The organism is Streptomyces blattellae, from assembly GCF_009709555.1.
In the GTDB taxonomy this organism is placed as follows: domain Bacteria; phylum Actinomycetota; class Actinomycetes; order Streptomycetales; family Streptomycetaceae; genus Streptomyces; species Streptomyces blattellae.
Genome location: NZ_WJBG01000123.1, coordinates 73419 through 84932 on the forward strand (window position 1 = coordinate 73419; position 11514 = coordinate 84932).

Sequence of the window (11514 nt, forward strand, 5' to 3'; positions counted from 1 at the left end):
GCCTCCTGGACCTGGTGGCAGCCAGGCCCTTCTTATCCGTCCATCGCATGCCCGGGAAGGCGGCGTCGGGTCGTAGTTCAGCCGACCGAAGAGTCCGGTTCTGCACGAGATCACCGATCTACTGATGGAGCCCTCACCATGTGCTATCAGCCGACTACCACCCTCTTGTCGACGACGCTGCCCCCGACCGCCACACACCCAGTGGGCGATGTACTGCTTGGCCCTTCATTCCAGCCGAGTTCCGCTGCTCCGGCTCCGCGCCCGGTCGCGGTGATACTCGATCTCTTCGGCACGCTCGTCGCAGCCCCGACCGCGGTCGAACGGCGAGCTGCCGCCGCCCAGTTCGCAGAAATCCTGGGCGTATCCCTTTCGGTCGCCGAGGCGGCGCTGTCCGACAGCTGGCAGGCGAGGCACGACGGGCAGCTGACGTCCACTACCGAGGTTGCGGCTCATCTCGTCACCCGCTGCAAAGCGATTCCGGCCTGCGTGGGGGAGCTGGAGATGCTCCTGGCCCAGCTCGCCGCTGTCCGCCTTGGGGCCGATGCCACTCTCCTGCGGGCTCTGGAGCGGCTTCAGCGCGGTGGCGCCAGGCTGGCCGTCCTTAGCGATGCGTCCCCGGACATAGCCGAAGCGTGGAGTCGCAGCGAGCTCGCGCCGCACTTCGACGCCGTCGTCTTCAGCTGCAGGACGGGCGCGGTGAAGCCCGACCGTCTGCTCTTCCAGACGGTCCTCCACGAACTCGACGCGGCTCCGCATCAGGCCCTCTACTGCGGCGATGGCGGCGGTGACGAGCTGGCCGGCGCGGAGCGTGCCGGGATGCGTGCGGTGCGCGTGGAACGTCGCGGCGGGCCCGGCAGCCTCGTGTTCGGTGAGACCGCCTGGTCCGGCAGGGCGATACCCAGTGTCGAAGCTCTGCCCTCCCTGCTGGACAGCTGGGGGAAGCGATGAGCGGCCCGTTCGCGTGGGCGGTTGAGAACGGCGTCCTCTGCCAGCACCCCGCTCCGGCCAGCGTGTCCGTCAGCATGCCCCCGGCGCGCGATACGACGATCATCGAGACGCGCTACACGGGATTGTGCGGAAGCGACGTCGCCAAGCTCAATCACCCGTGGCAGGGACGATTGCCGGAACCGTGGTACCCCGGGCACGAGATCGTCGGCGTCGACACGGAGACGGGAGGCTGGGTCGCAGTCGACCCGATGGTCTCCTGTCGCTCGTGCCACTACTGCGACCGTGGCCATGTCCACCTCTGCCCACGACTCCAGCGCATCGGGTGGGATCTCCCCGGAGGTCTCGCCGACCGTGTGAGGGTGCCCCGCGGCAGCGTCATTCCGCTTCCCCATCTTCACGATCCTGCGCACGGAGTCCTCGCTGATCCGATGGCGGTGGCCCAGCACGGAGTCCGCTGCGGGCTACGGGTGCCTCTGGGGCGGCTCGGCATAATCGGGGGCGGCGTCCTTGCGGTGTGCACGGCCATCTGCGCGGCAGAGGCGGGGTGGGACGTCCACATGCTGGTCAGGGAACCCTCCCGGTCGCATCAACTCCGGTACGTCCTCTACGGGCACATCACTCTTCACACTGCCGAGCTTCCGGCGTGCGACGCCGTCGTGGACGCCGCGTCCGGCCAGAGCGACGCCCCTATACGGCAGGCGCTGAAGGCTGTCCGTGACGGCGGAACGGTCCTCGTCCAGAACGCCTATGCGCCCCGCGTCGTTCTCTCGGTTCCTCTGCGGGACGTCTTCCGTCGCTCGATCACCCTGCGCGGCTCCTTCTCGTATTGCCGCGCAGATGGCCACGACGACTTCCGAGACGCCATCGATGTCATCGCCAAGGGCGGCGACTGGGCCGCCCTGATGACGCGAGACCGATTCCCCCTCAGCGAGCTGCCGCAGGGACTGGCGGCCCTGAATAACGAAGCTCGCCATCGCCCCTTCAAGGTCCTGCTCACATCCGACACGTGATGGAAGGAGTCCACACCGTGGTGGTCACAACGCCATTGCTCGCCCACAAGATCAATTCACCAGCCGACATCCCGCCCCAGGACGTCCACGAAGGAATCACGCGCATCCTCGCCTTACCGGAGGGCCACACGCGCGACGTGATGCTGGGGAGTGTCCTGACGGGACTGCTCCTGCGGGGGCCGCGGCTGGAAGAAGTCGAGGCTGCGGTCCAGGCCGCGACGGCCTTGGACCGAAGTGGCTGGGACTTCCATCAGCCGCCGGAGGGCATGCGGTTCGTCGGCTACACGGGCAGCGGGAAGAAAACCTTCAAGACGATCAACCTCAGTACAGCCGCCGCACTGGTGGCGGCCACCGGGGGAGCGCACATCGCGAAGCTTGGCTCGCGCAGTGCGTCATCGAAGACCGGGTCCCGCGACTTCATCGACCTCGTGGGGGCGACGAGCGACACGGTCCCGCACCCGGAGATGGTCGACATCACGGCGGAGACCGGCTTCGGGTTCTTCTCCATCGAGAACCGCGTACCCGAGTTCGATCGCCGCTACGGAGGCAGGTTCCAGGCCATACACGCCCTCAGCCTGGCGTTCCCCGCCCTCCTCAGCCCCGTCAGCTGCTCCGCCTATGTGTATGGCCTCTCACACCCCACCGTCGGCGCCTCCGCTCGGCTGCTCTCCCGGCTCGGTCTGCCGGACGTGGCGGTCATCAACTCCAGCGTCGGCCAGGCCGTCCAGGTCGACGAACTCATCCCCGGCAGCACGGTCCGAGCCTGTCGCATCAACGCCGGCGACGAGGACCTGGCGTTCAACGACGAGGTACGCAAGGGAGCGACCTCGATGACCCAGGACCTGTCGTCCGTCACACAGCACGAGGACCCGCACGAGAACGTCGCCGCCGCGATACGCGTACTGGCAGGCCGAGACACCAGTGAAGCGCGGAACGCGGTCGCTCTCAACGCCGCTCTGCTCATGGTGATGTCCGAGGTGGCCCCCACCATCCAGTCCGGCATCGACAAGGCCCTCACCATCATCGACGCGGGCACGGGTCTGGACACGCTCCAGCAGTTCGTACGGCTCACGGGCGGCGCCCCGCACCAGCTCAACTCGCTCCTGCGACCCGTATCCCCCACGGCCCTTCTGATCAGCCCCGGCGTCAAGGAGGAGGCAGCGTGCTGACGCACGACGAGCTCGCGATCGTCCACCTGGTCCTCAACACCGACTGCAATGCCTGGGACCTGGCACCGACCAAGACCTCACCGGGCGTGTGCCGCTTCTGCTACCGCGAGCGCAACCGGGTCAGTACCGACGCGGACACGGTCCGCCGTGTCATCGACCAGGTCCGTTCCGAGTCCGAGGCCCACAGGTGCGTCTTCACCGGCGGGGACCCAGTGATGCCGTACGACAACCACTTGGAGATCGCTCTCCAGCACGCCACCGAAGTCGGCTTCGAGACCAACCTCCACACCAACGGCCTGCTCCTGAGCGAGCGTTATGCCGGTCTCCGTGACCACGTGACCATCTACTCCCTGGCAGTCGACGGCCCGAACGCCGAGACGGCCAACTGGTTCCGCGGACAGGGCTACTTCGAACGGTTCCTGTCCAACGTCGAGTTCCTCACCGCCGACCAGCGACGGCTCGCCTTCAACACCTTCACAACGGCCGGCTCCGTGAAAGATCTGCCCCGCCTCGCCCAGCTCATCGCCGGGGTAGCCCAGCAGACCGACGTCGAATACTGGCTGATCTCCCAGTACCGCCCCATCGGCCGCGCGAACACGCGCAAGGCGGAGATCTACGGCTTCGAGCGGGACGACTTCGTACGGGCCGTGGATGACGTGCGCGACATGGTCGAGGGGGTGGAGATCTACGCCCAGCCCACGCGTGCCCCGGAGGACCAGTACCCGTTCCGTGTCTGGGTCCTCGCCGACGGAACGGTCACCGCAGATCTCGGCAGCGTCGCTGCTCCTCGCAACGAGGTGCTGGGCGATCTCCTGGTTGACGGCTTCGAGCCGCTGGTCCGCCGGGCTTTCGCCCTCCGTGAGCAGACGCAGATGGAAGGAATCGCATGAAGTTCGACGCGGCGTACTACGAGAACGTCATCGACCAGCACAGCTACGAGCGCCTGGGACTCGGCGCCATCGACTTCGCCCTCGCGGGGATGAGCCCCGACGACCTGCGCACGAAGTGGGTGTGTCACACGGGCGCGCGCGGGTTCGCAGAGGCGGTCGCGGACGGGCAGCCCGCCATCGTCACCACCGGGGTCGGGCTCGGGGGCCCGCCTCACGCCGGCACCCTCTTCCAACTGCTGCGCGCGATCAAACTGCAGCAGTGCGGCCTCGACGTCCAGATCGTCCTGGGCGATCTCGACTCCTACAACGCCCGCCGCACGCCCCTGGACTCCGTGCGGAAACTCGCCGACCAGTACGAGGAGTTCGTCCTGGGCCTCGGGTTCGACGCCACGCGCGGTGTGCTGCGCAGGCAGGAGGGCGAGACCGACGTCCTGGCCACCGCGTTCCTGCTGTCGCGCCACCTGGGCGACGAGGACTTCCACTGGGCAGAGGAGGACCTCGCCGGCCTCTACCGCAACCACGGAGTCTTCGACCACCTCAACTACGGCATGAAGCAGGCCACCCTGCTCATGGCCGCGGACTTCGTCCACCTCCTCCGCGAAGGACGTCATGTCCTGGTCTCCCTCGGGGTCGACGAGCACAAGTACGTAGCCCTCGCCCGGCGCGGTGCGGAACGCTGGGGGCTGCCCGCGAGCCAGCTGTCCGGCATCTACACCAAGATGATCCCGGGCCTCGGCGGCCTCCCGAAGATGAGCAAGAGCATCCCCGGCTCCGGGATCGACGCCTCCATGTACGCCGAGGACATCCGGGCCCTGCTCCAGGCGGACACCGACACGGCGCCCACCGACGACGGCTCGGCGCTGCTCCAGATGTACGCGTGTCTGCCCGAGGTCGACGGTCGGGAGTACGACCGGGCCTCGGCCGCGCGCCGCGACGGAGGCCCCGAATGGCTCACCGTGCGCGAGCAGCTGGTCGAGCGGCTGATCTCGCTGTTCTCCCACTGGCCGAAGTAACCAAGGAGCCTCTCGTGCACACGAACATCACGACCTCCCACCAGCCCGTCGGCGGCCCCGAGTCCTACTTCATCAGGAGCGGCTACCGAGGCCGGGACCACGTGGAGTACTTCCCCGACGAGACGGACGACACCGTCACCTGGCAGCCCGACGTCTACCCGTACACCGCCGCCCAGGCCAAGGAACTCGACCGCGATGTCGTGATCGACATCGGCTGCGGACGCGCGGGCAAACTGGCGACGCTGGCCGACGAGTACCCGGCCTGGACCTACATCGGCGTGGACTTCGGGGACAACCTCATCTGGTGCCGCGACAACCACCCCTTCGGGGAGTGGATCGACGTCGACCTTGAGTCCGCCGAGCGGCTGCCCATCGACCCATCCCTCGTGCGCCGGTCCGTCGTGGTCTGCTCCGACGTGATCGAGCACCTGGTGAATCCGATGCCGGCCCTGTCCCTCATCTGCAGTCTCCTCCTGGAAGGCAGCGCCGCCGCCGTACTGTCCACGCCGGCCCGCGAGTGCCGCAGCGGTTACGACGCTCCCGGGCCGCCTCGTAACCCCAGCCACGTGCGGGAATGGGCGAGCGACGAGTTCCAGGCACTGCTGCGGGCGTCCGGATTCGAGATCCACTACGCCGGGCTCACCCGAAGCGACGACGCCTCCAACGGCCTGTCCACCCAACTGCTCCTCGTCGGCCTGGGAGCGGCGGAGGAGGAACAGCGGTGACAGCGGTTCCCCGACCCGAGGGCATGCGTGTCGTCCACCTACCGGCTCGAACCCCGTACGCGTGGAAGCTGCAGAGCCGTGACTTCCACATCCTGAACGGGACCGAGATCCCCAGCGGCGACACGGTGCCGGCGGCCGTCAACGCCGCCTGGCTCCTCGACCACGGCCCACTCACATGGCTCGACGTCCTGCACCTGCACCACATCGACTTTGAGGACCTCACCACCCTGGATCGCCTGCTCGACGAATGCCTGAACCACGGAGTCAACGTGGTCTTCACCGCCCACGACACACGCCCCATGGTCGGCAACGCCGAGGACTTCACCGCGCGGCTGCGCATGCTCCACTCCGCCGAGGTCAGCTGGGTCTGCCTCACCGAAGGCTCTGTCACAACGCTCGCCGAGATTCTCGGCGGGCGTCCCCAGGCGGCGATCATTCCTCACGGGTACGTCGCGTCCCCGGAGTCGCTGGCCGGCCGGGAGCGCACTCCGAGCAACTCGGCAGCCCAGTACCTCATGTTCGGGGCCTCACGGGCCAGCCGGGACCAGCTGTCCACCATGGCCAACTGGAGCTTGGGGATCACGGATCCCCTCAGCAACCTTCACGTCCTCCTGCGCGCGTTCAGCCCCGCCGACTTCGCCGACGGGGGCCGCGGTCCACTGCTCCTGGAGACGGCCCGGCACGACCCCCGTATCCGCCTCACCATGCGCCCGTACCCCACGGACGAGGAAGTGGTCAGAGCTGGTCTGGCCTCGGACGCACTGCTGCTGCCGTACCTCTGGGGCAGTCACTCCGGGCAACTGGAACTGGCCTTCGACCTGAACCTCCTACCGGTCTGCTCCCTCACCGGTCACCTGTCCGAGCAGTACGAGCGGCACAAGGGATTCGTCGAAGAACCCGAATGGTTCGACTGGTCGCAGGGGCACCCCAATCTCTTCGGAGAGAAGTTCCTGACCGCGCTGGAGAACGCTGCAGCGAGGCTCAGCTCCAGGCCCCGCCGCCTTGAACCCGAGTTCCTCGACTACAGGGCTGAGGAGCACCGAACGATCCTCAGCCAATACGCCCGCGTGTACGGTGGCGACCAGTGAGCGCGCCTCCACGTATTTCGTGCGTGATCCTTTGCCACAACTACGGCCGATATCTCGACCGGGCCATAAAGAGCTGCCTGGAACAGGAGCCCGGAAACTTCGCCCTTCACGAAGTCATCGTCATCGATGACGGCTCCAGCGACGAAACCGAGGAGGTGTGCCTGCGCCGCGAAGGCGATGTCAAGGTCATTCGGAGAAGCCAGCAGGGTTTCGGTCAAACCCTGACCGACGCATTTCTCCTCAGTACCGGCGACTGGGTGGCTCCGCTCGACGCCGACGACTGGTTCCACCCGTCGAAGTTGCGTACATGCGCTGAGGCCATGACAGGAGAGTCGCTGTTCATCGAGCACTGGGAAAATGTGGTCGACTCCGACGGGAATCCAATGCTGGAGGAACCACATCCGGGCGGAAACACGAGCACCCTGGTAGTCCACCGTGATGCCGGTCTCAGCCTCCTGCCGGCGAGCAACGAGATCTTCTTCCACGCGTTGCGTGAGGCCGGTCGAGGCGTTGTACTCCGGGACCCGTTGACCTTCTATCGGGTCCACCCCCGCAGCATGACCGACCGGAGTACGCCCGGCGCGTCACAGGACTATCGGGCTGACGTATGCATCGCGCTGTCGGATCGGCTCCGCTCGATGTACGAAATTCCTCCGGCATGGACGAGTAGCCGCCAGCTCAGAAGGATCTCCTGGCATTTTCGGGCACTCGCTTCCGGTCACAGAGTGGAATCCGCCATGCAACGAAAGGAGCGTGTCTCCGCAATGCTCCTGATTCCGGGCATGCTCATCGGCACGCTCCGCGCACATGACCCGATAGCACCGTGGCTCAAGTCCCTCTCCAGCACGATCGCGGGACGGCCACTGGTGCGGCTGACAGCGAACCAGGAACGGCAGGCTCATTCGTGATCATTCCGACGATGTGTCGGGGGCGACGGTGATAAAATCGCCGCTTCCAATCCCTTACTGGTCAGGCCAGTTGTCCGACCCAGGAGCGTATAAGCGCCATGAGCCGTTTGAGTGAGTCCGTCACCCGTGTCATGCACATCCTCGATGGGGCGGACCTGGGTGCGGACTATACGGTCGCGCAGCTGCTCGGCGAGACAACAGCAAGGCGCTCGCTCGACCTCTCCGACCTCTCCCCCCAGGAGCAGGCCGCCCTGGTCGAGGGGCGCGCGAATCATCTGATCCCGTCGGCAAGCGTGCTCGCCGAGAAGATCGAAGCCGCGCAGGCGGCGGGACGTCCGTTCGTCGTCAAGTACGGCATCGACCCGACCTCGCCCGACGTTCACCTCGGCCACGCGGTGCCGATCATCATCGCCAGCCGGTTCCAGCGGATGGGCCACCACGTCGTCTTCATCATCGGCGACGTCACAGCCAAGATCGGTGACCCGTCGGGACGCTCCTCGGAGCGACCGCCCCTCACCGACGAGGACATCGCCCGCAACCTGGGCGGCTACCAGCAGCAGGTCACACCGTTCATCGACTTCGAGCGCGCCAGTCTGCGCTTCAACGGCGAGTGGCTGAACAAGGTCACCCTGCCGGAGCTCGTCGGGGTCCTCGCCCGGGTGCCGGTCTCCATGTCGCTCCAGCGCGATGACTTCCGCACCCGGCTCGCCGAGGGCCACGGGCTGTCGGTCGCCGAGTTCGTCTACTCCGTCGTCATGGCGTGGGACTCGGTGGCCATCGACGCCGATGTCGAACTTGGCGGTGTGGACCAGCTGCTGAACCTCCAGATGTGCCGCAAGGTCATGGAGATCTCGGACCAGGCCCCCGAGGTCGTCATCACCACCCCGCTCATCGAGGGCACCGACGGCACCGGCACCAAGATGAGCAAGAGCAAGGGCAACTACGTGGGCCTGACGGCGTCGCCTGACGACGTCTACGGCCGACTGATGTCCATCCCCGACCACCTCACCGAGTCGTACCTCCAGCTGCTCACCGAGTGGACGGACGATGAGATCCGGGCGGTCACCAAGCGCCTGGAGGAGGGATCCGCACACCCGATGGCGGTCAAGCGCATCCTCGCTGGCGAGGTGGTGGCTGCCCTCCATGGCCTGGACGCCGCTGCCGCCGCGCGGGCGGAGTTCACGGCGCGCTTCTCGAAGCGCTCCTTCGGGGATACGCAGAACCTCCCCGTGGTCTCTCTGAAGGATCACTCCGAGGAGACCCTCGGGGCGCTGGTCAGCCGCACGCTGGACTTCGCTTCCAGCATCTCCGCCGTGCGCCGGGTGGCTCAGCAGAAGGGCCTTCGGCTGATCCGTGAGTCGAACGGAGAGCAGCAGCCGACGCCGCTCATGGAGGCAGCCGTCCAGCAGACGCTCGGCGAAGTCGTCAGCGAGATCGGGGCCCTCGAAGGTGCCGAGCTGTACCTCAAGGTAGGCCGCAAGGTCGCCCGCATCGACGCCTGAGATCGAGACATGGCGTCGGCCCACAATGGGCTGGCGCCGTTCTGTTGCCCGCTTCGGAGCGCCCGTGATGCCCCAGCTTGGACAACAGCTGCAACGCAGCGCTCCGCAGTACTGTCAGGAGGTCGTGACGGAGCCCATTAGCTTCAGCCACTGCAACTGAGCAGGCGAGGCTCCAGATGGATCGCACAGAGCACACTGCTCTCCTCGAACCGAATTTCCCTGGCACGGCCGATGACGCCGGGCGGCTGCATCCCAAGCCAGCTCCGTAGGGTTCGCCGCCCGGTCCCACACCTGGATCTCGCGTGTGAAATTGGCCAACCCAGCCAGGGAGGTGACGAGGGTGTCCATGAACTCCCGCAACGTCTTCACGCTGTGTGTATCGAAGTAGTCGGCCTCCGTATCGTCGCCATCCGCGAACCGAACGAAGGGACGACCTGGATCACCATTGGGCAGCGAGTACGCATAGAGGTTCATGTCGAACCCGACGTTGCGCGTCATCAAGCCGTGGTGGGGCAGGGTGGGGCCCGCCATAGGCCCCATATGTAGCACCCGCGTCACGTCAAGGCCGTTCGCGCCGAAGTGATCCTCGGGGGTCTTGCTCATGCTGCACCAGTGTGGACAGGTGAACTCAAGGCATTGGTCGCTCGTCACCTTCGAGGTATCGGCGCCCAAGTCGTCGGCCTGAAGTGGGCCGGCAGCATCCGCCACCGCCATGGCGAGTAAGTCGAAACGACTGAGTTCGCTAGAACCGTCTCGTTTGGATGACAGCGGATGAGTTCTTTCCTTTGTCATCCAATCGAGGCGTTTGACAACGAACCCAGCTGGCGGGAGGAGGGGCTTAACTGTGTCCATTCACGGGTGGTGCTGACCTGCGGTGGGGCCCGGTGATCTCTGCGATCTGACGATCTTGTAGGTTTCTGGTCGTGTCGCAGGGGCCGTCGTACGAGGAGCTTGCCGCGCTGGTCGCTGTGCAGGCCCGTGTGATCGATGAGCTGCGAGCCGAGATCACCGAGCTGAAGACCGAGGTCGCTGGGCTGCGGGCGGAGAACGCGGAGTTGAAGCGTCGGCTGGGGATGGACTCCACCAACAGCAGCAAGCCGCCGTCGTCGGACGGGCTGGAGAAGAAGGCGACGCGGTCGCAGCGTGAGCGGTCGAAGGACCGTAAGCCGGGTGGACAGCCAGGGCGCGCGGGCCGCTCGTTGCAGCCGGTTGCGGACCCCGACCGTGTGGAGCGGGTCGAGCCGGCCGAATGCGCCGGCTGCAACAGCCCGTTGTCCGGTGCGGCGCAGGAGGGATTCCGGGCGGTCCAGGTCTTCGACATCCCGCTGATCGAGCGGTGCGTCACCGAGGTGCGCCTGGTCCGGCGCCGCTGCCGGTGCGGGGTGGTGACCTGTGCGGACGCGCCCCCGGGGATCAGTGGTCCGACCTGCTACGGGCCGAACCTGCGGGCCTTCGTGACGCTGCTGGCCGCGGAGGGGCAGATCAGCACCGAGCGCACCGCTAAGCTCATTGCCGGACTGCTGGACGTCGAGGTCTCTACCGGGTTCGTCGACCGCTGCCTGTCGAGGCTGGACGCGCCGCTCGACCGGTTCGAAGCGGAGCTGAAGCAGGCCCTGCGCGCCTCGGAGGTACTGGGCGCGGACGAGTCCCCGATCAGTCTGGCGGGCGAGCGCGGCTACGCCTATACCGTCCGCTCCACCGGCCTGACCTGGTACGGGGCCGCGGACAATCGCGGCCACGCCGCGCTGGACGGCTTCGGAATCCTGCCCGGCTACGGTGGCGTGCTCATCCGGGACGACTACGTCGGTTACCACAAGTACGACGCCCACCTGGCGGGGGTGCAGCTGTGCTGCGCGCACCTGCTGCGCGACCTTCAGGGCGTCATCGACAACGCGCCCGACGAGGAGCACGCGGCCTGGGCGAGGGCCGCCCAGCGGATCCTGCGCGAGGCCGGGAAGACGGTCGAGCAGGCCCACGCCGCCAGGCACACCACGCTGCACGAGAGCGAACACGCCCGGATCGAGAAGGAGTTCCTGAACGCCGCCCGGTGCGGGATCAGCGTCAACCCGCACAGCAGCGGGAAGAAGCCCAAGGCCCGCCAACTCGCCGAGCGCCTCGTCGACAGGGCCCAACAAGTCCTCCGCTTCACCTGGGACTTCACCCCCGGGCTCGCCTGGACCAACAACGCATCCGAACAGGCCCTGCGGGATATCAAGGTCAAGATGAAGGTCAGCGGGTGCTGGCGCGGACTGACCGGGGCG

Annotated in this window: 11 protein-coding genes; 10 read left to right on the forward strand and 1 reads right to left on the reverse strand. The window is 66.9% G+C overall.

Annotation, left to right across the window (positions count from 1 at the left end):
- Positions 1-270: 270 nt before the first annotated feature.
- The 9 genes from GFH49_RS11270 (at position 271) to tyrS (ending at position 9253) form a co-directional block, all read left to right on the forward strand.
- Positions 271-948 (forward strand): HAD family hydrolase, encoded by a 678-nt coding sequence (locus GFH49_RS11270; protein ID WP_196217936.1) that lies wholly within the window; start codon positions 271-273, stop codon positions 946-948.
- A 74-nt stretch (positions 949-1022) separates the two neighbouring features.
- Positions 1023-1958 (forward strand): alcohol dehydrogenase catalytic domain-containing protein, encoded by a 936-nt coding sequence (locus tag GFH49_RS41810; RefSeq protein WP_521969486.1) that lies wholly within the window; start codon positions 1023-1025, stop codon positions 1956-1958.
- A 17-nt stretch (positions 1959-1975) separates the two neighbouring features.
- Positions 1976-3127 carry a hypothetical protein gene (locus tag GFH49_RS11280; protein WP_196217937.1) on the forward strand — a complete coding sequence of 384 codons (1152 nt, stop codon included), beginning with the start codon at positions 1976-1978 and terminating at the stop codon, positions 3125-3127.
- Positions 3121-4017, forward strand: coding sequence for a radical SAM protein (locus GFH49_RS11285; RefSeq protein ID WP_196217938.1), 897 nt, complete (start codon positions 3121-3123; stop codon positions 4015-4017). Before GFH49_RS11280 ends, GFH49_RS11285 begins: the two co-directional genes overlap by 7 nt.
- Entirely contained in the window at positions 4014-5030 is a 1017-nt protein-coding gene (locus tag GFH49_RS11290; protein ID WP_155055701.1) for a nucleotidyl transferase family protein, read from the forward strand. Before GFH49_RS11285 ends, GFH49_RS11290 begins: the two co-directional genes overlap by 4 nt.
- Positions 5031-5044: 14 nt before the next feature.
- Positions 5045-5755, forward strand: coding sequence for a methyltransferase domain-containing protein (locus GFH49_RS11295; protein ID WP_155055702.1), 711 nt, complete (start codon positions 5045-5047; stop codon positions 5753-5755).
- Entirely contained in the window at positions 5752-6843 is a 1092-nt protein-coding gene (locus tag GFH49_RS11300) for a hypothetical protein (protein WP_230396242.1), read from the forward strand. The genes GFH49_RS11295 and GFH49_RS11300 overlap by 4 nt, the downstream gene beginning before the upstream one ends.
- Positions 6840-7751, forward strand: a complete 912-nt coding sequence (locus GFH49_RS11305) for a glycosyltransferase family 2 protein (RefSeq protein ID WP_196217939.1) — start codon at positions 6840-6842, stop codon at positions 7749-7751. The genes GFH49_RS11300 and GFH49_RS11305 overlap by 4 nt, the downstream gene beginning before the upstream one ends.
- Before the next feature lie 98 nt (positions 7752-7849).
- Positions 7850-9253, forward strand: coding sequence for a tyrosine--tRNA ligase (gene tyrS, locus GFH49_RS11310; RefSeq protein ID WP_155055704.1), 1404 nt, complete (start codon positions 7850-7852; stop codon positions 9251-9253).
- Between the two features lie 114 nt (positions 9254-9367).
- On the opposite strand, the gene GFH49_RS11315 is transcribed toward tyrS, so the two are convergent.
- Positions 9368-9856, reverse strand: coding sequence for a hypothetical protein (locus GFH49_RS11315; RefSeq protein ID WP_155055705.1), 489 nt, complete (start codon positions 9854-9856; stop codon positions 9368-9370).
- Between the two features lie 320 nt (positions 9857-10176).
- Here GFH49_RS11315 and tnpC point away from each other — a divergent pair.
- The coding region (tnpC, locus tag GFH49_RS11320; protein ID WP_155055706.1) for an IS66 family transposase at positions 10177-11514 on the forward strand (1338 nt) is incomplete at its 3' end.

Coding starts and splice junctions, on each gene's coding strand:
- GFH49_RS11315 (WP_155055705.1), bottom strand. CDS start 9,856: ATGAGCAAGACCCCCGAGGATCACTTCGGCGCGAACGGCCTTGACGTG.
- GFH49_RS11290 (WP_155055701.1), top strand. CDS start 4,014: ATGAAGTTCGACGCGGCGTACTACGAGAACGTCATCGACCAGCACAGC.
- GFH49_RS41810 (WP_521969486.1), top strand. CDS start 1,023: ATGCCCCCGGCGCGCGATACGACGATCATCGAGACGCGCTACACGGGA.
- tyrS (WP_155055704.1), top strand. CDS start 7,850: ATGAGCCGTTTGAGTGAGTCCGTCACCCGTGTCATGCACATCCTCGAT.